This is a genomic window from Stenotrophomonas sp. KH_052, from assembly GCF_057838755.1.
In genome coordinates, this window is sequence record NZ_CM174475.1 from 291,512 (window position 1) to 314,335 (window position 22,824).

At 67.2% G+C, this 22,824-nt stretch carries 19 protein-coding genes; 9 read left to right on the forward strand and 10 right to left on the reverse strand.

What is annotated here, in order from left to right; translation table 11 throughout:
- Nucleotides 1-93 precede the first annotated feature (93 nt).
- The 3 genes from AC3ITW_RS01250 to AC3ITW_RS01260 all read left to right on the forward strand — a co-directional run bounded on the left by AC3ITW_RS01250 (nucleotide 94) and on the right by AC3ITW_RS01260 (nucleotide 3,321).
- Nucleotides 94-390 carry a hypothetical protein gene (locus AC3ITW_RS01250; RefSeq protein ID WP_100435676.1) on the forward strand — a complete coding sequence of 99 codons (297 nt, stop codon included), beginning with the start codon at nucleotides 94-96 and terminating at the stop codon, nucleotides 388-390.
- Nucleotides 391-630: 240 nt separating this feature from the next.
- Entirely contained in the window at nucleotides 631-1,563 is a 933-nt protein-coding gene (locus tag AC3ITW_RS01255) for an MBL fold metallo-hydrolase (RefSeq protein WP_100435520.1), read from the forward strand.
- Between the two features lie 105 nt (nucleotides 1,564-1,668).
- Nucleotides 1,669-3,321 (forward strand): M28 family metallopeptidase, encoded by a 1,653-nt coding sequence (locus AC3ITW_RS01260; protein ID WP_100435519.1) that lies wholly within the window; start codon nucleotides 1,669-1,671, stop codon nucleotides 3,319-3,321.
- 126 nt (nucleotides 3,322-3,447) lie between these two features.
- Here the strand turns inward: AC3ITW_RS01260 and AC3ITW_RS01265 are convergent, their stop codons facing one another.
- Both AC3ITW_RS01265 and AC3ITW_RS01270 read right to left on the reverse strand, forming a co-directional pair.
- Nucleotides 3,448-3,801 (reverse strand): hypothetical protein, encoded by a 354-nt coding sequence (locus tag AC3ITW_RS01265; protein WP_489389975.1) that lies wholly within the window; start codon nucleotides 3,799-3,801, stop codon nucleotides 3,448-3,450.
- A 10-nt stretch (nucleotides 3,802-3,811) separates the two neighbouring features.
- Nucleotides 3,812-5,146, reverse strand: a complete 1,335-nt coding sequence (locus tag AC3ITW_RS01270; RefSeq protein ID WP_004137399.1) for an MFS transporter — start codon at nucleotides 5,144-5,146, stop codon at nucleotides 3,812-3,814.
- A 312-nt stretch (nucleotides 5,147-5,458) separates the two neighbouring features.
- Here AC3ITW_RS01270 and yedA point away from each other — a divergent pair, with 312 nt between their 5' ends.
- Both yedA and rarD read left to right on the forward strand, forming a co-directional pair.
- On the forward strand, nucleotides 5,459-6,364 hold the full coding sequence (gene yedA / locus AC3ITW_RS01275) for a drug/metabolite exporter YedA (protein ID WP_012509785.1): 906 nt from the start codon (nucleotides 5,459-5,461) through the stop codon (nucleotides 6,362-6,364).
- Entirely contained in the window at nucleotides 6,361-7,257 is an 897-nt protein-coding gene (gene rarD / locus AC3ITW_RS01280; RefSeq protein WP_012509786.1) for an EamA family transporter RarD, read from the forward strand. Before yedA ends, rarD begins: the two co-directional genes overlap by 4 nt.
- Nucleotides 7,258-7,492: 235 nt before the next feature.
- Here rarD and AC3ITW_RS01285 read toward each other — a convergent pair whose 3' ends face one another.
- The 5 genes from AC3ITW_RS01285 to AC3ITW_RS01305 form a co-directional block, all read right to left on the reverse strand.
- Complete coding sequence (locus AC3ITW_RS01285) at nucleotides 7,493-10,351, reverse strand: TonB-dependent receptor plug domain-containing protein (RefSeq protein ID WP_153674924.1); 2,859 nt, start codon at nucleotides 10,349-10,351, stop codon at nucleotides 7,493-7,495.
- Between the two features lie 371 nt (nucleotides 10,352-10,722).
- Nucleotides 10,723-12,045: an ABC transporter permease gene (locus AC3ITW_RS01290; protein WP_004137563.1), complete on the reverse strand. Its 1,323-nt coding sequence runs from the start codon at nucleotides 12,043-12,045 to the stop codon at nucleotides 10,723-10,725.
- Nucleotides 12,046-12,058: 13 nt separating this feature from the next.
- Nucleotides 12,059-13,216, reverse strand: a complete 1,158-nt coding sequence (locus AC3ITW_RS01295) for an ABC transporter permease (RefSeq protein ID WP_180889848.1) — start codon at nucleotides 13,214-13,216, stop codon at nucleotides 12,059-12,061.
- Nucleotides 13,217-13,230: 14 nt separating this feature from the next.
- Nucleotides 13,231-13,920, reverse strand: coding sequence for an ABC transporter ATP-binding protein (locus AC3ITW_RS01300; protein ID WP_004137569.1), 690 nt, complete (start codon nucleotides 13,918-13,920; stop codon nucleotides 13,231-13,233).
- Nucleotides 13,921-14,022: 102 nt separating this feature from the next.
- A complete protein-coding gene (locus tag AC3ITW_RS01305; protein ID WP_100435514.1) occupies nucleotides 14,023-15,276 on the reverse strand; it encodes an efflux RND transporter periplasmic adaptor subunit in 1,254 nt (417 codons plus the stop codon).
- 202 nt (nucleotides 15,277-15,478) lie between these two features.
- On the opposite strand from AC3ITW_RS01305, the gene AC3ITW_RS01310 reads away from it, so the two are divergent.
- Genes AC3ITW_RS01310 through AC3ITW_RS01325 form a run of 4 tightly spaced genes read left to right on the forward strand, consistent with a single transcriptional unit; the run spans nucleotide 15,479 to nucleotide 18,968 of the window.
- Entirely contained in the window at nucleotides 15,479-16,375 is an 897-nt protein-coding gene (locus tag AC3ITW_RS01310; RefSeq protein WP_153674926.1) for an ABC transporter ATP-binding protein, read from the forward strand.
- A complete protein-coding gene (locus tag AC3ITW_RS01315) occupies nucleotides 16,372-17,148 on the forward strand; it encodes an ABC transporter permease (protein ID WP_012509793.1) in 777 nt (258 codons plus the stop codon). The genes AC3ITW_RS01310 and AC3ITW_RS01315 overlap by 4 nt, the downstream gene beginning before the upstream one ends.
- A gap of 6 nt (nucleotides 17,149-17,154) precedes the next feature.
- Nucleotides 17,155-18,369 (forward strand): sensor histidine kinase, encoded by a 1,215-nt coding sequence (locus tag AC3ITW_RS01320; RefSeq protein ID WP_012509794.1) that lies wholly within the window; start codon nucleotides 17,155-17,157, stop codon nucleotides 18,367-18,369.
- Entirely contained in the window at nucleotides 18,366-18,968 is a 603-nt protein-coding gene (locus AC3ITW_RS01325) for a response regulator transcription factor (protein WP_489389976.1), read from the forward strand. Before AC3ITW_RS01320 ends, AC3ITW_RS01325 begins: the two co-directional genes overlap by 4 nt.
- Before the next feature lie 715 nt (nucleotides 18,969-19,683).
- Here the strand turns inward: AC3ITW_RS01325 and AC3ITW_RS01330 are convergent.
- From AC3ITW_RS01330 to AC3ITW_RS01340, 3 genes are all read right to left on the reverse strand, one after another.
- Nucleotides 19,684-20,220, reverse strand: coding sequence for a cytochrome b (locus tag AC3ITW_RS01330; protein ID WP_012509795.1), 537 nt, complete (start codon nucleotides 20,218-20,220; stop codon nucleotides 19,684-19,686).
- Nucleotides 20,217-21,320, reverse strand: a complete 1,104-nt coding sequence (locus tag AC3ITW_RS01335; protein ID WP_100470075.1) for a catalase family peroxidase — start codon at nucleotides 21,318-21,320, stop codon at nucleotides 20,217-20,219. Before AC3ITW_RS01335 ends, AC3ITW_RS01330 begins: the two co-directional genes overlap by 4 nt.
- Before the next feature lie 135 nt (nucleotides 21,321-21,455).
- Nucleotides 21,456-22,823 (reverse strand): leucyl aminopeptidase family protein, encoded by a 1,368-nt coding sequence (locus AC3ITW_RS01340; RefSeq protein ID WP_004137823.1) that lies wholly within the window; start codon nucleotides 22,821-22,823, stop codon nucleotides 21,456-21,458.
- Nucleotide 22,824 lies beyond the last annotated feature (1 nt).

The following is a 22,824-nucleotide window of genomic DNA, read 5'->3' on the forward strand; positions in this document are numbered from 1 at the left end:
CCCGGAAATGCCGGCCAGCGGCCGGCGCTACCCGTGAACGAAGGTCATGGCATGATGTCCGCGCGCCGCCGGCGCGATGACATGGAGTCTGCGATGGCCTGGTTGTCGCTGCTGCTGTTCCTGCCCTGGTTCCTGCTGCTGGGCAGCCTGTACTGGCTGTTCCCGCGCCAGCCGCGCACCGCGCGACGGCGCCTGTTCGATGGTGCTGCCCTGGCATTGGCATTGCTGCTGAGCATCCTGGCGATGCTCTGGGGCCACCACATCGGCCTGGTGCAGCCCGGCGCCGGCCCGATCTGGCCGCAGGTGCTGGCGGTGCTGTATGCCTACGGCGCGTTCCTGGCGGTGCTGGTGCTGGCCCTGTTGCTGCGGCCGCGGTTCGCATTGCGCTGAACCTGGCGGTGATGATGGCCGCCGCTGAACGTGCTCCTGGTAGAGTCGACTGTTAGTCGACTGCTTTCCCGTCAGACGTGGAGAAATACCCGCGCTGCGCGCGCAAGTCGACTAACAGTCGACTCTACCAGGCCACCATCCGGCCAAAGCCATGCGCCCTCCGACCAAAGCCGCATCGAACCTGGGCTGCCTGCGCGCCTACCATGGGTGTCTGTTCCCGATCCTGCCAGGTGCGTGCCAATGACCGCCGACCCCAGCATCCACACCATCGATACCGGTTTCCAGCGCCCGGATTTCGACGCGGCGTATCTGATCGTTGAAAACGGCCGCGCCGCGTTCGTCGACTGCGGCACCGGCCTGTCGGTACCGGCGATGTTGCAGGCGCTGGCGGACGCCGGTCTGGGTGTGGAAGCGGTGGACTGGCTGCTGCTCACCCACGTGCATCTGGATCATGCAGGCGGTGCAGGCCTGCTGATGCAGCAGCTGCCGAACGCGAAGGCGGTGCTGCATCCGCGCGGCGCGCCGCACATGATCGATCCGACCCGGCTGATTGCCGGCGCCACCGCGGTGTACGGCGCCGAAGAGATCGCGCGCAGCTATGGTCGCATCGAGGCGATTCCGGAGCACCGTGTGGTGGTGGCCGAAGACGGCCGCCGCATCGATCTGGCCGGCCGCGAGCTGGTGCTGCTGCATACGCCGGGCCATGCACTGCACCACTACTGCGTGTGGGATGCGCGCAGCCGCAGCTGGTTCACCGGCGATACGTTCGGTATCTCCTACCGCGAGCTGGATAGTGCGCAGGGTGCTTTCATCTTCCCCACCTCATCGCCGGTGCAGTTCGATCCGGAGGCGATGAAGGCCTCGATCCGGCGCATGCTGGGCTACGGCCCGCAAGCGATGTACCTGACCCACTACGGTCGTGTGGAACAGGTGGAGAAACTGGCCGACGACCTGTTCGAGCAGATCGATGCGATGGCCGCCATCGGCCGCCAGTGCGATGGCCGACCGGATCGCCACCGCTGCCTGCTGGCCGCACTGCAGGCGCTGTACCTGGAACGTGCACAGCTGCATGGCTGCGCGCTGGACGATGCCGCGGTGACCGCTGTTCTGGCGATGGACATCGAACTCAACGCCCAAGGCCTGGCCTGCTGGCTGGATCGCATCAGCAGGTAGATCCACGCCATGCGTGGATGACGTTGGCCCAGACTGCGCCGCGATGTCACGACCACGTTACACTCTGGTGACTTCCAAGCTAGCCGTGGTACTGCCGTGAATCCGATGCGCGTGTTGCTGCTGTCGTCCTGCCTGTTCGTGGGTGGCCTGGCCCATGCGGCCAACGACCTGCCGGGCGGCGGCATCGATCCGCAGGCACTGTCGCGCCATGTGCGCGTGCTGGCGTCGGATGAGTTCGAGGGCCGCGCGCCGGCCACCGAGGGTGAAGAGCGCACGGTGCAGTACCTGATCGAGCAGTTCCGCAGCTATGGCCTGCAGCCGGGCGGCGTGGACGGCAGCTGGGTACAGCCGGTGCCGCTGGTGCGCGCACAGCTGGATGGCGCGGCCAAGGCCAGCCTGTCGCTGAAGCAGGGCAAGCGCGCGCTGGCCAACGGCGTGGACGTGACCCTGCAGAGCCTGCAGCCGCGCAAGCGCGTGCAGATCAAGGACGCGCCGCTGGTATTCGTCGGCTACGGCATCGACGCGCCGGAACGCCAGTGGAACGACTACAAGGACGTGGACCTGCACGGCAAGATCGCGGTGGTGCTGATCAACGACGCCGATTTCGAAGCCGATGCGCCGGGTGCATTTGATGGCAAGGCGGTGACCTACTACGGCCGTTGGACCTACAAGTTCGAGGAAGCCGCACGCCGTGGTGCCGAGGGCGTGCTGATCGTGCACGAGACTGCACCGGCTGCGTATGGCTGGGCCACGGTGAAGAGCTCGGGCACCTCGCCGCTGTTCGACATCGAACGCGGCCAGGCCGAGGCGATGGCCCAGCACACGCCGCTGCGCGGCTGGATGCAGCGCGAGCTGGCCGAGGCGATCTTCGCCGACGCCGGCCTCGACTTCGATGCCGAGAAGCGCAAGGCGACGCGTGCCGATTTCCGACCCGTGGCACTGGACAACGCGAAGCTGAGCGTGGATTTCGCACTCAAGCGCGAGCAGGTGGTGACCCGCAACGTGGTGGCCAAGCTGCCCGGTGGTGAGCATGCCGACGAGGCGGTGATCTTCTCTGCGCACTGGGATGCCTTCGGTATCGGCCAGGCCGATGCCAAGGGCGACCGCATCCGCCGCGGCGCGATCGACAACGCCACCGGCGTGGCCACGGTGCTGGAACTGGGTCGCGTGTTCGCCGCCGGCCCGCAGCCGCAGCGCACGCTGTACTTCGTGGCACTGACCGCTGAAGAGAAGGGCCTGCTGGGCGCCAGCTACTACGCCGCACACCCGCTGGCGCCGCTGGACAAGACCGCCGCAGTGCTGAACATCGAGATGTTCAGCCCGGATGGTGCGACCCGTGACATCGCTTCGTGGGGCAAGGGCCGGGTCTCGCTGGAAGGCGACCTGGAACGCGTGGCCAAGGCCCGTGGCCGCGGCTACAGCCCGGACCCGAACCTGGAAGCCGGCTTCTTCTACCGTGCCGACCACTTCGCCTTCGCCCGCCTGGGTGTGCCGGCGATCACCATCGGCCCGGGCCTGGACAAGCTGGACGGTGGCGTTGAAGCCGGCCGCGCGCTGCGCGAGAAGTACTTCGCCGACTGCTACCACCAGGCCTGCGATGCGTGGACGCCGAGCTGGGACCCGAGTGGCCACGCCGCCGACACCTTGCTGGTCTACGACCTGGGCGCCGAGCTGGCCAACAGTCGCCGTTGGCCGACGTGGGAAAAGGAATCGGAATTCCGCGGCGCGCGCGACAAGAGCGAAGCGGCCCGCCGTTGAGGTAGTGTCGGCCGCTGGCCGGCAACCTCATGAACCTTCGGAAAGAATGTGGAGTTGCCGGCCAGCGGCCGGCACTACCGAAAGAGGTGGCGTTGCCGGCCAGCGGCCGGCACGCCCGGGTATTCGTCAGCGCCGGCGCAGCAGCTTCCACGCACCCCAGCCACTGGCGACGAGTGCTGCCAGATAGCACGCCACCATCGTGCGCAGTCCAACCGGCGACCCTGGAGAGATGCCGCGATGCAGGCGCATCTGCAGCGAGCTGTGGCCGCTGCCCAGGTCCACCGCCAGCTGCAGCGCCAGCGCGGCGCAGAACACCAGCAGGGCGATCCCGAAACCGATGCGCGGCCACGCGGCCTGCGCGTTGGGGCGGCGCAGCAGCCAGGCCAGTGCCGTGGCTGCGGCCAGCGTCGCCGCGAGCCACATCAGCGGCGAGGCCGGAGACACAGCGGCCACCGGCAGTGCACCGGTGGCCGCGATCATGACGACGCGCTTACTTGCGGGTGCCGTCGAGCCAGTTCGGGCCCTTGTTGGTGAGGAAGAACACATAGACCACCAACGATACCGCGATCGTCGCGGTGACGTAGATGGCGAACCAGTCCACGTGGCCGGTCTTCAGCGCGCCCTGGTACAGCAGCGGGGCGGTGCCGCCGAACAGCGAGTTGGCCAGTGCATAGCCCAGGCCCACGCCCAGTGCACGCACGTGGGTGGGGAACAGTTCGGCCTTCACCACCGCGTTGATCGAGGTGTAGCCGGTGAGGATGACGAAGCCCAGCGCGAGGGTCAGGAATGCCAGGGTGGCGTCATGCTGGTGCGGCAGCTGGGTGATCAGGTACCAGCTGTACAGCACGCCGCCGACGCCGAAGAACACCAGCAGGGTCTTGCGGCCGATGATGTCCGACAGCCAGCCACCGACCGGCTGCAGCACCATCAGGAAGGCCAGCACGCCCAGGTTGATCAGGGTGCCGGTCATCGGATCATTGGCGGCGAAGGCACTCTGGATCATCTTCGGGCCGTTCACCGAGTAGGTGTAGAAGGCCACGGTGCCACCGGCGGTGATCAGGAAGCACAGCAGCAGCGGCCGCCACTGGTGCACGAACAGCTCGTACATCGAGCCGGACTTCTGTGCCTTGCCCTCGCGTGCGGCCTCGATGGACGACTCCGACAGCGACTCGTCCATGCCACGACGCAGCCAGAACACCACCACTGCCGCGATGCCACCGATGCCGAAGGCGATGCGCCAGCCCCACTCGGAGATTTCCGGCTTGCCCCAGAAGGTCAGCATCAGTAGTAGCGTCAGCTGCGCCAGTACATGGCCACCGACCAGGGTGACGTAGTGGAAGGACGACAGGAAGCCGCGACGGCCGGGGATGGCGGCCTCGGACATGTAGGTGGCACTGGCACCGTACTCGCCGCCGGTGGCGAAGCCCTGCAGCAGCCGTGCGAACAGCAGGATCACCGCTGCCCAGATACCGATGCTGGCGGCGGTGGGGGTGATGGCGATGAGGAACGAGCAGGCCGCCATCAGCGTGACCGACACGGTCAGGGCCTGGCGACGGCCATGGCGGTCGGCGAAGCGGCCGAAGAACCAGGCGCCGATCGGGCGCATCAGGAAGGTTGCCGCGAAGATCGCCCACACGTACATCGTGGAGTTCTTGTCATCCGGCGAGAAGAACTGCGATTCGAAGTACACGGCGAATACCGAGTACACGTAGACGTCGTACCACTCCACCAGGTTGCCGGCGGAGCCTTTGAGGGTATTGGAGATGGAACGCCGCAGCGCGGCGCCGTCGGTGCTGGGGACAGCGGAATGGGACGTGGTGCTCATCCGGGTGGGAATCCTCGATGCGGCGCTTCCGTGCGGGAAAGATCGGTGCCAGCCGCGCGCGGGGCGCTTGCGGCCAGCCTCCTAGGTAATGCATCCCACGTCAACGCCGGGTGCCGAACGAGCGGGCGGGGAATGGGACCGGACAGGGTGACAGCGGGCGCCAGACGGGCCTATAGCTAAATCGTCGTACGCCGTTTCGCGTCCGGCACCGGGGAAGATCGCCCATCCGAGTTGCAGTGTGTTGAAAACCGGGGTTATTTCAGCCGGCCGAACGTCCTAGAATCCGCGTTCCCCCGGCCCCTCTGGTGCGTCATGTCGGCTCCCCCTGTTCCGTCTGCGGCTGCCCCCCGGGGTGGCCTTGTCGCGTTGGCGCTGCTGCTGGTCTACGTGGTCTGGGGGTCGACCTACCTGGGCATCGCCAAGGCCCTGCACGGCGGCGCGCTGCCGCTGACGATGGTCTCCGGCAGCCGCTTCATCATTGCCGGTGGCCTGATGTTCCTGGCCCTGCGCCTGTTCTGGAAGATGCCGAACCCGACCCTGCGGCAGTGGCGCAACCTGGTCATCATGGGCGTGACCATGCTGGTGCTGGGCAACGGCATGGTGGTGCTGGCCGAGCGTGAGGTGTCCTCGGGCTTGGCGGCCACCGCGGTGGCTTCGGTGCCGCTGTGGATGGCACTGTTCTCGGCGCTGCGCGGCCAGCATGCCAGCAAGGGCGAATGGCTGGGTATCGCCGTCGGCTTCGTCGGCGTGGTCTGGCTCAATGCCGGCAGCAGCCTGACCGCCTCGCCGACCGGGCTGGTGCTGCTGCTGATCGCGCCGATCGGCTGGGCCTTCGGTTCGGTGTGGGCACGCGGGCTGGATCTGCCGGGCCCGTTCATGACCGCCGCCGGTCAGATGCTCTGCGGCGGCGTGCTGCTGGTGCTGATCGGCCTGGCCGTTGGCGAGCGGCCGACCACGCTGCCCGATACCGGCGGTCTGCTGGCGATGGCCTACCTGTGCGTGTTCGGGTCCATCGTGGCGTTCACCGCCTATGTGTGGCTGCTGCAGAACGTACGCCCGGCGCTGGCCGGCAGCTATGCATACGTCAATCCCGTGATCGCGGTGCTGCTGGGCGCCGCATTGAATGGTGAACGCTTTGGATGGCGGGACTTCCTCGCCATGGCGGTGATTCTTCTGGGTGTGGTGGTGTTGACGATGGCGAGGACGCGAAAGAAATGAGCATGGACGAGAAAGAACAACGCCGCGGCCTGCTGGTCACCGCCTCCACCTTCGTGATCTGGGGGCTGGTGCCGGTGTACTGGCACCTGCTCAACGAGGTGCCCTCGTTCCAGATCATCGCCCACCGCATCATCTGGAGCACGGTGATGGTGCTGGGCTGGCTGCTGCTCAGTTCGAAGCTGGGCTGGTGGCAGAAGATCGCCGCGCAGCCGCGCGCGCTGTCGATCCTGCTGGTTTCGAGCCTGACCATCGCCTTCAACTGGGGCCTTTACATCTGGGCCATCAACGCCGGCCACGTCATCGAGACCAGCCTGGGCTACTTCATCAATCCGCTGGTGAACGTGCTGCTGGGCGTGCTGGTGCTGAAGGAGCGCCTGCGCCGGCTGCAGTGGGTGGCGGTGGCGATGGCGGCCATCGGCGTGGCCTGGCTGACCATCGATGCCGGGACGCCGCCGTGGATCGCGCTGGGCCTGGCCTGCTCGTTCGGCCTGTATGGCCTGCTGCGCAAACTGGTCTCGGTCGACCCGGTGGCCGGCCTGGGCGTGGAAAGCCTGTACCTGTTCCTGCCGGCGCTGGCGTTTGCGATCTGGGCCGAGAACGGCCACGGCGGGGCGTTCTTCCATGGCTGGGGCTGGCGCAACGACCTGCTGCTGATCTTTGGTGGTGCGATCACCGCAGTACCGCTGATCGGCTTCGCCTACGGCGTCAAGCGCATTCCGCTGTCGCTGGTCGGCATCCTGCAGTACATCGCGCCGAGCCTGCAGCTGCTGCTGGGTGTGTTCTTCTTCCACGAAGCGTTCGACACCGCCAAGGCGATCGGCTTTGCCGCGATCTGGGCTGGCCTGATCCTGTTTGTCGGCGACAACATCCGCACGATGCGCGCCAAGCGGTAGCGCCGGGCCATGTCCGGCGAAGCTGCGGGGTCGGATCCCTCCGCAACGTGGAGGGCTCCGACCCGCAGGCTTCGGATGGAATGGGGTCAGAGCCCTTCGCGGGCGAAGGGATCCGACCCCCGCTTCTCCGACCCCGCTTCCCACAAAAAAAAAAGAACGGCGCCCCGAGGGGCGCCGTTCTGCTTCCATCCACGGCCAGGAGAGAGTTGGCCGTGGCGGGAACGCGGTTGCAGGCTTAGAAGCGCTGCTGGTACTTCATGTACATGAAACGACCGATATCGAAGCCACCGTAGTAGGTGAAGCTGCTGTTCGGCTGGCTGTACATGATCGGACCCTGGTGGTCGAAGACGTTGTTCACGCCCAGCGACACGGTGCCGTCCCACGGCAGGCTGTAACGCACCTGCAGGTCGTGGAAGGTGTTGGAGCCCACCTTGCGGCTCGGCTGCGCATCGGTGTACGGCGAGACGAAGCCGGCCATGTTGCAGTCCGGGCCACCGCCCAGGTCATACGAGCAGGCTTCCTTCATGCCCGAGTAGTAGCGGGCGGTCCAGCCAATGCCCAGGTCGCCGTACTGCCAATCCAGGTTGAAGGTCGAACGCACGCGGAAGTTGCCCTGCCAGCCGGTCTTCTGCTCCACCGGCGTGGTGGCGGCGCTGTCGTTGCGCTGCTCCAGGTAGTCGGTGTAGGTGGTGTTCCAGGTGGCGGCGAAGCGGCCGAACGAGGTTTCCGGCAGGCGGTAGCGCAGGCTGAAATCGTAGCCAGCGGTTTCGCGGTAGCCCGCATTGACCAGCGAGCGGTCCAGCGCCGTCACCTGGCCCAGCGTCTTGGCGCTGGTGGAACGGGTGAAGCGGCCGCAGGCCGAATCCACACCCTGCACGTAGCACTGGTTGAGGATGTCGGTGGCCGACTCACCCACGATCGCGTTGTCGATGCGGATCTTCCACCAGTCCAGGCTGACGTCCAGGCCCGGCACGAATTCGGGGCTGTACACCAGGCCCACGGTCCAGGTCTTGGCGGTTTCCGGCTTCAGGTTCGCATTGGAACCGGAGTCGAAATCGGCGATGCCCTGCTGGCCCGGACGGTTGGCGACGTTGCCTTCCGACGCGGTCTGCTGGCGGAAGTTCGCCGGCACCTTCAGCGCCTGGCAGCGTGCGGCCACGGTCGCGCTGCTGGCAGCGATGCCGAACGAGGTATCGCACGGATCGGTGAACGAATCACGGCTCTTCGCGCCACCGCTGTACAGGTCGTCCACGGTCGGCGCACGGAAGCCGGTGCCATAGGTAGCGCGCACCAGCAGGCTGTCGATCGGCTTCCACTTCAGGCCGAACTTGCTGTTGGTGGTCGAACCGAAGGTGTTGTAGTCGGTGTAGCGGCCGGCCAGGTCCAGCGACAGCTCACGCGCGAACGGCATGTCGGCCAGCAGCGGTACCTGCAGTTCCAGGTAGACCTCGTTGAGCGAGTAGTCGCCACGGGTCGGCTGGCCGGTGGTGCCGGCGATCTGGCCCTTCTGCACCATCAGGTCCGGGGTGTAGCTGGCTTCTTCGCTGCGGTGCTCGAAGCCCATCGCGGCCATCACGTCGCCGGCCGGCAGGGTGAACACCGAACCGGAGATGTTGGCGCTGGCCACCTTGGTGGTGCTCTTCATCTTGTCGACGAAGCGGGTGAACAGGTAGTCCTGCACGTCCTGGTTGCTCAGCGAGCCCGGGCCCGCATAACCCATCGGCGCGGCCGGGTTCCACGGCACGCAGCCGGCGATCACTGCACCCGGGCTGCCGCAGCGTGCCACGGTGCCATCCATGAAGGACGGGCCCACCGCCAGGTCGACATGCGGCTGGTACATGCTGCCGGTACCGATGCGCTCGCCTTCATTGCGGTTGTACATGTAGCTGACGTTCCAGTCCCAGTACCGCGAACCGGTTTCGAAGCTGCCTTCCAGGCCGATGCTGGCGCGCTTGGTGTCCAGGTTGTTCTCGGTCGCACGCGGCATTTCTTCGGTGCGGTGCGAGAACAGCACGTCCTGGCCCCAGTGGTTGAACGCGCTGTCCTTGGACAGGGCAGCACGGGAACCGTTGCGGGCCTGTGCGGTGGATACCGAGTAGGGGTAGCCGGCCAGGTGCTTGGTCGACTCGCGCTTGCTGTACAGCGCGTCGGCCACGATGCGCAGGTCATCGGTGATCGAGAAGCCACCGTTGGCGAACACCGAAGTGCGCTCCATGCCGCTCAGCAGGCTCATGTTAGTCTTGGTGTTGGCACCATCGGCCGGATCGGGCGTGTGGAAATTGCCCTTCTGGCTCGGGTCGCCGCCCGGGCCCACGGTCAGCGACTTGCCGTCGACGGTGACGCTGCCCCACTGCGTGGTCTGGTTCAGTGCCTTGACGTCGTCGGGATGGCGCGGGCCCCCCGGGTAACGGCTGAACTCACGCTCGCTGCCGAGAATCTCGTCTTCCTTGGTGCGCTCGGCGCCGACGCTGAACCAGCCGCGGTCGAAGGTCTTGCCGAAGGTGGCGCTGTAGGAGCGCTTCTGGCCGTCGCCTTCACCGTACTGGCCGACGTAGACGCTGGCTTCGCCACCGTCGAAGTTCTTGCGGGTGATGATGTTGACCACACCGGCGATGGCGTCCGAGCCATACAGCGCGGATGCGCCGTCGGTCAGCACTTCCACGCGCTCGACAATCGCCGAGGGAATCGAAGCCAGGTCGGAGTAGCCACCGGCGCTGACGCCCATGCGGCGGCCGTCGATCAGCACCAGGCTGCGTTCAGGGCCGAGGTTGCGCAGGCTGACGTACGTGCCGCCGAAGTCGCGCGAAGAACTCAGCGACGACGAGCGGCTCAGGCTCGGTGCGCCGGCGGCGGTGACGTCCTGCAGGATGTCGGCGACGTTGATGTAACCCTTCTTCTCGATCTCGGCGCGGCTGAGCGCGACGACCGGCTGTGCGGTCTCGACACTGGCCTGGCGGATGCGCGAGCCGGTGATTTCGATGCGGTCGAGGTTGGTCGGGGTGTCGCCGGCGCTCTGTGCGAAGGCGGGGGTGGTGCAGCTGGCGGCCAGCGCGATGACGATCGCGTTGCGCAGCGGATTGGTTTTCAGGGACATCCGTGAAATCTCGTGTTTCAGAAAAAACATGCGCCCGTTCTGTGGGCGCGTGGGGTGCTGCAAACCAACGTGGGGGGCGCGATTCTAGATTGTTTCCATTCGTAACTGTTTGTCCCTGCGCGCTGGGAAGTGCGCGAAAATGAATCGCAACCAACAATCCACAGATGCACTGTGCGCAGCGTCACGTGCGTTGCGTTTGCGACGGGCAGAGGCATCGGTAGCGGCGGTATCTACGCAATCTGTAGCGACGACCACCCAGATCGGGGTCAGATCCCTTCGCGTAGCGAAGGGATCTGACCCCACCAAAGAAAAAGGGACGGAGCCTTCGCTCCGTCCCTCTGCAGGATGCGCAGTCTATCGCTGCGTGATGCTCAGGTTTCGCGCAGCGCCGTGGTGATGGGCAACCGTGCCGCGCGCAGCGCCGGGAACAGGCCGCCGACGAGGCCGATGCCCAGTGCCCATTTCAGGCCGGTCCACAGCAGTTCCGGCGATACGTGGAACTTGAACACCACTGCGCTGAAGTTGCTGCCGATGGTGGACACGCTGTAGCCATTGAACAGCAGCCATGCCACTGCGCAACCGAGCAGGCCGCCGAGGAGGGCCAGCAGCATCGTCTCCAGCATCACCGCCGTCACCACCGGCAGGCCGCGGAAGCCGATCGCGCGCATGGTGGCGATCTCGCGCGCGCGCGTGGCCACTGCTGCATACATGGTGTTGAGCGCACCGAACACCGCACCCACCGCCATGATGGTGCCGATCACCTTGCCGAGGATGTCGATCAGCTTGGTCAGGCCACCGCCCTGCTTGCTGTAGTAGACGCGGGTGGTTTCCACGTCCAGTTTCAGGCGCGGGTCGGCAGCGACGGCGGCCTTGAACTGCTCGAAGCCGGGCTTGCCATCGGTGCGCACGCTGATCGACTGCCACGCACTGCGCTGGTAGGTGGTGGCCAGCGTATCGGCATCGGTCCACAGTTCCGAGTCATGCGCATCGCCGGTGGCGAACACACCGACCACGGTCCAGGTCTGGTTGCCCAGCGTCAGCGTCTTGCCCACATCCAGATCGCGGAACTGGCCCTTGGCGCCCTGGCCGACCACGATCTCGCGCAGGCCGGTGGCGAACGTGCGGCCTTCGACAATCTTGACCTTGTCATGCACCGCCCACGCCTGCGGGCCGACGCCGCGGAACTGCGCGTTGACGTCGGTGCCATCGGACTTCGACACCAGGTTGACCACCTGCGACAACTCCGGTGACAGCAGCGGCCGGCCTTCGGCATCGCGGCTGATGCCGGGCAGGGTGGACAACGTCGGCACCTGCTCGCGGGTGATGACCGAGTTGGTTTCGGCCTGCGAGCCGCCGCGCAGCACGATGGCGGTGGTGTCATCGCCGGTGTTGTTGAGCGTGGCCTGGAAGCCTTCGCCCATCGCCAGCATCGCCACCAGCACGCCGACCACGCCGGCGATGCCGACCACGATCACCGAGGACGCGCCCCAGCGCTGCGGCAGACTGGCTACGCCGATGCGGGTGGCGGCCAGCGCCAGTCGCCCACCGCGGGTCAGCAGCAGCCACAGTGCCACCAGCACGGCGACCGCCAACACGCCGATCCACGGCAGGCCGATCCACAGCACCAGGCCGATCACCAGCAGCAGCGCGGTCAGCGCATTGCCCAGCCACTTCTTGAGTTTGCTCTTGAACATGTCGGTGTCCTCCTCAGCGGCCGGCCAGTGCGTCGACGATCTTCAGGCGCTTGGCACGCAGCGCCGGCAGCAGGCCGACGATGATGCCGATCACCACGATCAGGCCCAGCCCCATCAGCCAGGTCGGGGTCGGCACGTGCGGCGGCAGCATGCCCATGCTCTTTGGCCCGATCGCCGGCAGGATCAGTGCAGCCAGGCCCATGCCGATCAGGCCACCGAGGCCGATCAGCAGCACCGACTCCACCATTACCAGCATCAGCACGGTGCTGTCCTTGAAGCCCAGCGTCTTCAGCGTGGCCAGTTCGGGCACGCGCTCGCGCACCGCCTGCGCCATGGTGTTGCCGGTCAACAGCAGCAGGGTGAAGAACACCGCACCCATGATCGAGGTGACGATCATGCCGATGTCGGCGAACTGCTTGACGAAGGCCTGCTGGAACGCCGATTCGGTCTGGGTCTTGGTTTCGTGGTCGGAGTTGGCCGAGATCGCGTCGATCGCCTGCGCCACCCGCGAAGAGTGGTCCGGGTTGTCCAGCGTCACCGTGTACCAGCTCACCTGGTTCTTGATGTAGTCGTTGGACTCATCGAAGTACTTCCAGTTCATCATCAACTGGCGTTCTTCGTTGGAGGCCTGTGCCGGATCCCTGGAACGGTAGATGCCCTTCAACTCCAGCGGCCAGTCGTTGCTGCCGCCGCGCGGGAAGATTGTCGCCTGCAGCGGAATGGTGTCGCCGATCTTCCAGCCGAACTGCTTGGCCAGGGTCTCGCCGACGATGGCGCCGGTGCGGGTGTTCTTCCAGTCTTCCAGCTGCGCCGGGTCGATCTGCAGTTCGCGGTAGACATCGAAGTAGTTGGGTGACACCGAGAAGTTCGGGAAGAAATTCTTCGGGTCCTGGTAGATGCCGCCGAACCACATGCCATAGGCCACGTCGCGTACACCGGCGACCTGGCGGATCTGCGTTTCCAGGCGGATCGGCAGCGACTGGGTGATCGACAGGCGCGAGGCAGTGACCAGCCGGTTGGCACCTTCCACGCTACCACCGGAGGTGAACGCCACGCGCACCGAATCGAGCATGCCGAACAGCAGGAACGCGGCCACCACCGACAGCAATGTCAGCAGGGTGCGGGTGCGGCTGCGGAACAGCTGCGCCCAGACCAACGAGAAGTATTTCATCGCTGTGGCCTCCGTCAGTGGGCCAGCGGCGCGTCGGCCAGCTCGCCCTTGTCCAGGTGCACCGTGTGCGTGGCGTACTCGGCGGCCTTCGGGTCATGGGTGACCATGATGATGGTCTTGCCGTGCTCGCGGTTGAGCTGCTGCAGCAGGCCGAGGATCTCCTCGGCAGACTGGCGGTCGAGGTCGCCGGTGGGTTCGTCGCAGATCAGGAAAGTCGGGTCGGAGACGATTGCCCGCGCGATCGCCACGCGCTGCTGCTGGCCGCCGGACAGTTCATTCGGGCGATGGCTGCGGCGGTCGGCCAGGCCGACCAGGGTCAGTGCGATCTCCGCATTGCGGCGGCGCTGCGCGGCATTGAGGTGGGTCAGCAACAGCGGCAGCTCCACATTCTTCTGCGCGGTCAGCATCGGCATCAGGTTGTAGAACTGGAACACGAAGCCGACATGGTGGCTGCGCCAGGTCGACAGCTGGCCGCCGCTCATCTGGTCGATACGCTCGCCTTCGATGCTGATCTCGCCGCCGCTGGGGTTGTCCAGGCCGCCGATCAGGTTGAGCAGGGTGGTCTTGCCCGAGCCGGACGGGCCCATCAGCGCGACGAAGTCGCCGCTGGCGATGTCCAGGTCGATGCCGTGCAGCACCTGCACCTTTTCGGGGCCACGCTGGTAGGTCTTGGTGATGTTGCGCAATGAAACCAGGGTCGACATGGGTGGTTCTCCACGGAAGGCGGGAAACGGGGAAGCGCACCTGCGGTGGCCGCAGGCGTGCGTCGAGCGGTGTTGCCGGCGGCGCCCGCAGGCGCCAGGCCGTTACTGCGCTTGTTTCTGTTGCACCTTGGCGCCGTCGTGCAGGGTGTCCGGCGGGTTGACCACCACCGATTCACCCGCGCTCACGCCCTTGAGGATCTGGCGATCCTTGCCCATCGCCTGGCCAGCCTCGACCGTGCGCTGCTGCACGCGGTTCTCGTCACCCAGCACGAAGGCCACCGATGCGCCCTCGCGCTGGACCACGGCGCCACCTGGCACGCGCACGCCTTGCGGCTTGGCGGCCGCCTGCGGCTGTGCCTGTTCCAGGAAGCTGACCCGCACGCCCATCTCCGGCACGATGCGCGGGTCCTTCACCTTCAGCGCCACGCGTACCTTCACCGTGGCCTTGCCGCGGTCGGCGGTGGGGATGATGGCGATCACCTCACCCGGAATCTTCCATTCCGGGTAGGCGTTGAGCGTGGCTTCCACCGGCATCTTCGGCTGCACGCGGCCGATGAAAGCTTCGCCGACCTCGACTTCGATCTCCAGCGATTCCATGTCGACGATGGTGCCGATGCCGGTACGGGTGAAGCCACCACCGGCCGACAGCGGCGAGACGATTTCGCCGGGCTGCGCAGCCTTGGCGGTGACCACGCCGGAGAACGGCGCGCGCACGATGTTGTTGTCCACGCCCAGGTCGGCGATGGCCAGCTGGTCGTTGGCCACCTTGACGTTGCGCTGTGCGGTGTCCAGCTGTGCACGCAGGCTGTCGCGCTGGGCCACCGCCTGGTCGTACTGCGAGCGCGACACCAGCTGCTGGCCGACCAGTGCCTGCAGGCGGCTGGCCTCGGCGGCGGCCTGCTTCTGCTGTGCTTCCAGCCCGGCCACCTGGCTGCGTGCGGCCTGTAGCTGCGAGGCATACAGGCTGCGCTGCGCGTCGGCATCGATCGGGTCCAGCGTGGCCATGATCTGGCCCTGCTCCACGCGCATGCCTTCCTCGATCATCACCTCGCGAACCTTGCCGGTGATCTTGGCCGAGACGGTGGCCATGCGCCGCGCAACGACATAGCCGCTGGCGTCGAGCACCGAACTGCTGGCGTTGCCCTGCTGGATGGCCACCGCCGGCGCGGTTTCCACGTCCACCGCCGGGGTACGCCCGAACAGGGCGAAGGCAGCAGCGGCCAGCAGCAACACGATCACGATGATCGCGATCCACAGCCAGCGGCGGCCACCACCACTGCCACTCCCTCCTGAGGCGGGCGGCGGGGACTTGCGGTCGATACGGAGTTCCTTCAACAGCTCGGCAGAAGCGTTCATTCGTTCCATCACAGGCGTTCGGGCGGGTGTGACCGGAAGGGCGGACGGCGGCGGTTCCGGCGGTGGAGCGTGCGGCACAGCATGAAGGCAGGCACAGCGATGACGGCAGTGACAGCTGTCACCCGATGACACTGACGGCGGCAACTGCGAAATGTGACCACGGCGGCACAGGATGGCAACGTCCCCGCTACCGGTACCGCCCATGGATCCGATCGCCCCGTCGCTGGCCCGCCTGCAGCAGGTGCAGGTGCGTTACCGCGACCATACCGCCCTGCATGGCATCGACCTGCAGGTCCGCGCTGGCCAGGTGCTGGCGCTGCTGGGCCGCAACGGTGCCGGCAAGAGTACCGCGATCAGCGTGTTGTTGGGCCTGCGCCGCGCCGATGGCGGGCAGGTCGAACTGCTCGGCGGCGACCCGCAGCAGCGGACCAGCCGTCTCGGCCTGGGCGTGATGCTGCAGAGCACCAGCCTGCCGCCGATGCTGCAGGTGGACGAACTGGTGGCGCAGGCAAGCGCCTGCTACCCCGACCCGATGCCGCTGCAGGAGGTACTGCAGCGCGCCGGCCTGCAGGCGCTCGCGCGCCGCCGCTACGGCCAGCTGTCCGGTGGCCAGCAGCGCGCCGTGCAGTTCGCCATCGCGCTGTGTGGGCGGCCACGCGTACTGTTCCTGGACGAGCCCACCACCGGTCTGGACATCCAGGCACGGCAGGTGATGTGGCAGGCGATCCGGCAGCTGGTGGCCGAAGGCTGTGGCGTGCTGCTGACCACCCATTACCTGGAGGAAGCCGAAGCGCTGGCGCAGCAGGTGGTGGTGCTGGAGCAGGGTCGGGTACTGGCCGACGCGCCGCTGAGCGAGCTGCGCCTGGCCGATCGGCCGCGCCGCATCCGCTGCCGCAGCGGGTTGCCCATGGAGGACGTGCAGCAGTGGCCGGGCGTGCAGGAGGTGCAGCGCGACGGCGAGCACCTGCAGCTGCTGGCGAGCCCGGCCGAGCCGGTGGTGGCGCGCCTGCTGGCCGCCGACGCGCAGCTGCGCGAGCTGGAAGTACAGGGCGCGGCGCTGGCCGACGCCTTCCTCGACATGACCCGGGAGGCCGCATGAACACCCTGATCCGTACCGCCAGGTTGCCGCTGCCTGCATGGCGCCAGGCGCTGCGCCCGTATCGCGCTGAACTGCTGGCCGAACTGCGCCGGGCCTGGCGTACGCCGGCGTTCGCGGTGCCCTCGCTGCTGTTCCCGGTGCTGTTCTATCTGCTGTTCGGTGTGCTGCTGGGGCGTGGTCACGCGCCGCTGTATCTGTTGGCCACCTACTGCGTGTTTGGCGCGATGGCCCCGGCCCTGTTCGGCTTCGGCGTGCAGTTGGCGCTGGACCGCGAAGGCGGCCTGCTGACCCTCAAGCGCGCGCTGCCGATGCCGGCGGCGGCACCGCTGCTGGCACGGCTGGCGATGGCGGTGATGTTCGCGCTGCTGGTGGCGTTACTGCTGATCGGCGTCGCGCGCGTGTTCGGTGGTGTGCAGCTGCAGGCGTTGCAGATGGTGCAGCTGCTGGCGGTGGCGGGCCTGGCGGCGCTGCCGCTGGGGGCGATCGGCCTGCTGATCGGCAGCCATGTCAGTGCCAGCGCGGCGCCGGCGATGGTCAATCTGGTTTATCTGCCGCTGGCCCTGCTGTCCGGCCTGTGGCTGCCGCTGTCGGCGCTGCCGAAGTTTTTCTCGACGATGGCCCCACTGTGGCCGACCTGGCATCTGGCGCAGCTGGCGCTGCCGGTGGTCGGGCTGCCGTCGGTGGGCAGCCTCGCCGGCCACCTGCTGGTGCTGCTGGCGGTGACCGTGGTCGCGTTGCTGCTGGCGCGCCGTCGCCTGCGCCGGATCGGCTGAACTGGCATGATCGGCAGCGATCGTCCCCGCCTGGATTCTCCTGTGTCGTCGAGCTGGCTTGCGTCCCTGCTGCGCCCCGCACCGGATTCGGCGGTGGCCGAGCTGCTGCGGCGTGGCAAATCGCCCTGGAGCGGTGCGATCCACCTGCTGTGGTCGGTCTGGATCTTCCTCACCCCGGTGCTGGGGAACGGCTTCACCCTGCGCTGGCTGTTGCTGACTCTGGTCAGCTATCCGCTGTTCCTGCTGTTCTACGCCAAGGTGATGCTGGCGCCACGGCACCATGCATGGCGCTACGCGCTGGGCATGATCGTGATGGCCCTGGTACTGCTTCCGTGGTACCCCTCGGGACTGAGCTATTTCGTGTTCGGCTGCGTGATGATCCGCATGAGCAGCCGGGGCGGCTGGTGGCAGTACCTGCTGCAGCTCACCGGGCTGAACCTTCTGTTCTGCAGCACCGCGCTGTACTTCGGTTATCCGTGGCAGGCCATGGTGTGGATGCCGGCAGTGTCGTTCATCGTCGGCCTGGTGGTGAACGTGGAGGCCTTGAGCCAGCAGCGCGACGTGGCCCTGCAGCTGTCCCAGGACGAGGTGCGACGGCTTGCGACCACCGCCGAGCGCGAGCGTATCGGCCGCGACCTGCACGATCTGCTGGGGCACACGCTGTCGCTGATCACGCTGAAACTGGAGCTGGCGCGCAAGCTGTACGATCGCGATGACGAGCGTGCACGGCAGGAAATCGGTGAAGCCGAGGCCATCGCCCGCGAAGCACTGGCACAGGTGCGCAGTGCGGTGACCGGCATCCGCGCCAGTGATCTGGCGGGCGAACTGGCGTCGGCGCGTCTGCTGCTGGAATGCCAGCAGGTGCACCTGCAGTACACGGCGCCGCCAGCGATGCCGGTGGAGGTGGAACGCGGGCTGGCGCTGGTGTTGCGCGAGGCCGCCACCAACATCGTGCGCCATGCGCAGGCGACCCGGGTGCAGGTGGATTTCATGCTTGAGGACCGACAGTTGGCGATGCAGATACGCGATGACGGCCGCGGCGGCGTGCAGGCCGAGGGCAATGGATTGAGTGGCATGCGCGAACGGGCGGCGGCGCTCGGGGGACAGCTGACCCTGCAGTCGCCGCGCGGCGAAGGCACGCTGCTGACCGTGCGCGTGCCCCTGATGGCCGCCACCACGCCGTTGTCGCCGGCATCGTTGGCACAGGGGGGCGCGGCATGATCCGCATCCTGCTGGCCGAAGACCAGGCGATGGTGCGCGGCGCACTGTCGGCGCTGCTGGGCCTGGAACCGGACATCGAAGTGCTGGGCAGTGCGGCCGACGGCGAGGCCGCCTGGCGCATGCTGCAGCAGCTGCAGCCGGACATCCTGGTCACCGACATCGAGATGCCGGGCCTGAGCGGGCTGGAGCTGGCGCAACGCATCGCCCGCCACGAACTGCCGATCAAGGTGGTGATCGTGACCACCTTCGCCCGCGCCGGTTTCCTGCGCCGCGCGCTGGAAGCTGGCGTGCTGGGCTACCTGCTGAAGGACGCACCGGCCGAGAACCTGGCCGATGCACTGCGCAAGGTGAAGCAGGGCATCCGCGCGATCGACCCGCAGTTGGCGCTGGACGCCTGGTCACAGGCCGACCCGCTGACCGACCGCGAACGCCGCGTGCTGCGGCTGGCGGGCGAGGGCCGTACCGCCAGCGAGATCGCAGAGCAGCTGGGGCTGTCGCACGGCACGGTGCGCAATTACCTGTCCGAGTGCATCGGCAAGCTGGGCGTGGCCAATCGGATCGAGTCGTACCGGCTGGCGCGGCAGAAGGGGTGGTTGTAGGGGCGTGCGCCAACGCATCGGTAGCGCCGGGCCATGCCCGGCGGATCATTTCCGCGACCGCGGGGGGGTGTCACTTTCTTTGCTCGTGCACCACGCTGCAGGAGCAGCGTGGAACGGCATAGCCGGCCCGCAGGGTGGCGCACATGGATGTGCGCCATCAAGAAAGTAACCAAAGAAACACGCCGCCAGAGCGCGAGCCGTCGCTGCGCGCCGGTTCCCTGCGCTTCTCGGTGAATCAGGGGACGGCGCCGAACTCGCTGCGCTCAGACATCGGCGCCTCTACGCCCCTGATTCCCCTGCGATGCTCGGCTCGCTAAAAGGCGGGCCCAACGTCAAAGGCAAAAGCTGCACCCAGTAAATCCACGCGGAGCGTGGATGCTCTTGTTGTTGATCTTGACCTTCAAGTCCGCCTTGAGCGAGCCGAGCACCGCAGGTCCGGCGAGGGCGAAGAGGCGCGGGTGTCTGAGCGCAGCGAGTTCCCGCGACGTCCCTCGACGGACCGAGGAGCGCAGGGCACCGGCGTGCAAAGCACGCCGGCTCGCGGCCGGCGGAGCGTTTCTTTGGTTACTTTCTTGATGGCACACATCCATGTGCGCCACCCTGCGGGCCGGCTACGCCGTTCCACGCTGCTCCTGCAGCGTGGTGCACGAGCAAAGAAAGTGACACCCCTCCGCGGTCGCGGAAAGGATCCGCCAGGAACACCCGGCGAACCCGATCAATCCTTCCCGCGCGCCATCGCCTGGAACACGCCATCCCGCCGCACCCACAGGTGGAACAGCGCCGCACCCACATGCATCAGCACCGTGGCGAACAACACATAGGCCAGCAGGCTGTGCGCATTACGCAACGCGGCATACAGCGCCGGGGTATGCGGCACGATCGGCGGCAGGTGCAGGCCGCCCCACAGCACGATCGGGTAACCACCGGCCGACAGCATCGCCCAGCCGATCAGCGGCATCGCCAGCATCAGTGCATACAGCATCCAGTGCGAGGCCTTGGCCGCCATCACCTGCCATACGGGAAGATCCGCCGGCAGCGGCGGCGGGCGATGGCGCAGCCGGTTGTACAGGCGCAGCAGCACCAGTACGCCGATGGCGATGCCCAACGGGCGGTGCAGGTCGATCAGCATAGGCCGCAGGTGCAGCGAGGCGACCATGGTCACGCCGATGAACAGCATGGCGATGATCATCAGTGCCATGGACCAGTGCAGCACCCGTGCCAGCAGGTTGAAGTGGCCGTTACCGGTGCTCATCGTGCGGCCTCCTTCGGTTGCTCCACGTTGCCGCTGGCGCGCTCGCGTTCGCGTCGGTTGAAGGATTGCGAGTACACGGCCGAGCGGGCGGCCAGGATCGGATCGTCACTGCCACGCACGCCACTGGGCAGGATCAGCGGATCGAAGTTGATCTGGCCGCAGGCGCCCTGTTCCTGCGACTGCAGGCGGTCCAGGCTGAGCACGCCGGCCACCACCTGTTCACGCGATTCGGGCCACGGCACTGAAGGATCATCGATGGCATCGCCGGGTTCGGCGGTGGTGACGACCAGGTTCCAGCGCACCGGGCCACTGGCCAGGCGCTGCTGCAGTTCCTGGCTGAGGAAATCGACACTGGCCTTCTTGCGCGTGTCCGCGTCCATCTCCACCACCGGCGCCTGCGGCTGCCAGCGCCAGCGCACCGCGCGCTTCTGGCCCTGCACATTGGTGAACCAGAAGCTGTTGACGCTGTTGAAGGTGGTGTCGGCCCAGCTGCTGGTCCACGGCGCTGTCTTGGCCCATTGCTGGAACGCCTGCGCACTCGGGTACTTCGCCAGCACCGCGGCCATCTTCTGCGGGTCGGGCTTGCCGGTGGCCGGGTCGGGAATGGAGGCGCGCGTCTGCTCGTAGAACGCCTCGGCGTTGGGGACAGCGAAGAACGGGAAGCTGTTCATCGCCATCCGCCATTCCTGGCCGTCGTCGCTGACCATCTGCACAGCGAGGCTGCGCACGCGCGCGGTGTTGTCGGCGCCGTAGGGGTCGCCACCGCCGATCGACAGGCGGCCCATCACGGGCACCTTCTGCTGTGAAAACACCCGTGCACTGGACAGCGTCGGCGCCTGCGAACTGGGTTCGAACCAGCCGCTCACGCAGATGCCCTTGCTGTGCGCACGGCGGAAGCCGGGATGGGCAGGGCCGGTGGCTTCGATGGTGTCGGTGAAGCGCTGCGCGGTCAGGCGGCCGCCAATCCAGCCGGCCAACCAGGCGAAGGCCAGCGCCACCGCACCCAGAATGAGTGCGATCAGTGCGATCCAGAGCAGGGGGGAATGCTTGCGCGGTGCGCCCGGCGTCTGGCCAGCGCGGGTGTAGCGGAAGAGCGACATGGTCGGAGTCCTGCCTTCACGGAGCGTGTGGGTGGTCGACCCACACATCCTCGCAGAACCCTTCCAGGCCCGGTATTCAATTTTTCGTCAAGTTTTCCGGGGACGGCGTGCCGACCAAGGTCGGCACCCACCCGATCAGCTGTAACGCGCTTTCAGCATCGCCCACGCCGAACGCAGCGCCAGTGCTTCACCACCGGCCGGACGGCCCGGGCGTTCGCCGTCGTTCCAGGCATACACGTCCAGATGCGCCCAGCGCTGGCCGTCTTCCAGGAAGCGTTCCAGGTACAGCGCGGCGGTGACCGAGCCGGCCATGCGCGAACCGGCGTTGGCCAGGTCGGCGATGCCGCTGCTCAGGTAGCGCAGGTACGGGCGCCACAACGGCATGCGCCAGACCGGGTCGCGGGTCGCGTCACCGGCCTGCAGCCATTGCTGGGCGACCGCGTCGTCATTGCTGAACAGTGCCGGCAGGTCGGGACCGAGCGCGATGCGCGCAGCGCCGGTAAGGGTGGCGAAATCCAGCACCAGGTCCGGCTTCTGTTCGCTGGCGAAGGTCAACGCGTCGCACAGGATCACGCGGCCTTCGGCGTCGGTGTTGTCGATCTCCACGCTCAGGCCCTTGCGGGTGGCGATCACTTCGCCCGGGCGGAACGCATCCGGGCCGATCGCATTCTCCACCGCCGGCACCAGCAGTGTCAGGCGCACCGGAAGCCCGCGAGCCATGACCAGGCCGGCCAGGGCCAGTGCGTGTGCAGCACCGCCCATGTCCTTCTTCATGTTGCGCATGCCGTCGGCCGGCTTGATGTCCAGGCCGCCGGTATCGAAGCACACGCCCTTGCCGACCAGCACCAGTGCAGGATCGGTTTCCTTGCCCCAGCGCAGCACCACCATGCGCGGTGCGCGGTGCGAGGCGCGGCCGACGGCATGGATGGCCGGGAAGTTCTGCTTCAGCAGTTCATCGCCGGTGATCGCCTCGACCTGCGCGCCATGTGCCTGAGCCAGGGCGCGCGCTGCGTCTTCCAGCTGCTGCGGGCCCATGTCCTCGGTCGGGGTGTTGACCCAGTCACGCACGCGCAGGCTGGCGGCGATCAGATCGGCCACTTCACCGGACGGTGCAGCCACCAGTTGCGCCGGAGCGCGGTTGCGCTTGCGGTAGCGGTCGAAGCGATAGCTGCCCAGGCCCCAGCCCAGCTGCAGCAGCGCCTGCTCTTCGGCCGGCAGCTCAGTTGCCAGCTGCCACACGCTGCCTTCCGGCAGGGCATGCGGGGCATGCGCATAGCTGTAGGCGTCGGCGCGATCACCAACACCGATCACCGCACCGGCCAGGCCGTCGGCGCCCGGCAGCAGGGCCACGCTGTGTGCGCCGGCATTGAAGCCCTGCGATGCCAGCCAGGCCTGGGTGGCGGCCGGCTGGCCGTCCTTCCAGGCCGCGAACTGCTCGCGGCCCAGCACATGCAGCGGCAGTGCTGCGGCGGTGTCGGCAGTGAAACCAGTGATCTCGCTCATG

Excerpts from the sequence above, each read along its gene's own strand:
- AC3ITW_RS01250 (WP_100435676.1), top strand. The coding sequence starts at position 94 with ATGGCCTGGTTGTCGCTGCTGCTGTTCCTGCCCTGGTTCCTGCTGCTG.
- AC3ITW_RS01255 (WP_100435520.1), top strand. The coding sequence starts at position 631 with ATGACCGCCGACCCCAGCATCCACACCATCGATACCGGTTTCCAGCGC.
- AC3ITW_RS01260 (WP_100435519.1), top strand. The coding sequence starts at position 1,669 with ATGCGCGTGTTGCTGCTGTCGTCCTGCCTGTTCGTGGGTGGCCTGGCC.
- AC3ITW_RS01265 (WP_489389975.1), bottom strand. The coding sequence starts at position 3,801 with ATGATCGCGGCCACCGGTGCACTGCCGGTGGCCGCTGTGTCTCCGGCC.
- AC3ITW_RS01270 (WP_004137399.1), bottom strand. The coding sequence starts at position 5,146 with ATGAGCACCACGTCCCATTCCGCTGTCCCCAGCACCGACGGCGCCGCG.
- yedA (WP_012509785.1), top strand. The coding sequence starts at position 5,459 with ATGTCGGCTCCCCCTGTTCCGTCTGCGGCTGCCCCCCGGGGTGGCCTT.
- rarD (WP_012509786.1), top strand. The coding sequence starts at position 6,361 with ATGAGCATGGACGAGAAAGAACAACGCCGCGGCCTGCTGGTCACCGCC.
- AC3ITW_RS01285 (WP_153674924.1), bottom strand. The coding sequence starts at position 10,351 with ATGTCCCTGAAAACCAATCCGCTGCGCAACGCGATCGTCATCGCGCTG.
- AC3ITW_RS01290 (WP_004137563.1), bottom strand. The coding sequence starts at position 12,045 with ATGTTCAAGAGCAAACTCAAGAAGTGGCTGGGCAATGCGCTGACCGCG.
- AC3ITW_RS01295 (WP_180889848.1), bottom strand. The coding sequence starts at position 13,216 with ATGAAATACTTCTCGTTGGTCTGGGCGCAGCTGTTCCGCAGCCGCACC.
- AC3ITW_RS01300 (WP_004137569.1), bottom strand. The coding sequence starts at position 13,920 with ATGTCGACCCTGGTTTCATTGCGCAACATCACCAAGACCTACCAGCGT.
- AC3ITW_RS01305 (WP_100435514.1), bottom strand. The coding sequence starts at position 15,276 with ATGAACGCTTCTGCCGAGCTGTTGAAGGAACTCCGTATCGACCGCAAG.
- AC3ITW_RS01310 (WP_153674926.1), top strand. The coding sequence starts at position 15,479 with ATGGATCCGATCGCCCCGTCGCTGGCCCGCCTGCAGCAGGTGCAGGTG.
- AC3ITW_RS01315 (WP_012509793.1), top strand. The coding sequence starts at position 16,372 with ATGAACACCCTGATCCGTACCGCCAGGTTGCCGCTGCCTGCATGGCGC.
- AC3ITW_RS01320 (WP_012509794.1), top strand. The coding sequence starts at position 17,155 with ATGATCGGCAGCGATCGTCCCCGCCTGGATTCTCCTGTGTCGTCGAGC.
- AC3ITW_RS01325 (WP_489389976.1), top strand. The coding sequence starts at position 18,366 with ATGATCCGCATCCTGCTGGCCGAAGACCAGGCGATGGTGCGCGGCGCA.
- AC3ITW_RS01330 (WP_012509795.1), bottom strand. The coding sequence starts at position 20,220 with ATGAGCACCGGTAACGGCCACTTCAACCTGCTGGCACGGGTGCTGCAC.
- AC3ITW_RS01335 (WP_100470075.1), bottom strand. The coding sequence starts at position 21,320 with ATGTCGCTCTTCCGCTACACCCGCGCTGGCCAGACGCCGGGCGCACCG.
- AC3ITW_RS01340 (WP_004137823.1), bottom strand. The coding sequence starts at position 22,823 with ATGAGCGAGATCACTGGTTTCACTGCCGACACCGCCGCAGCACTGCCG.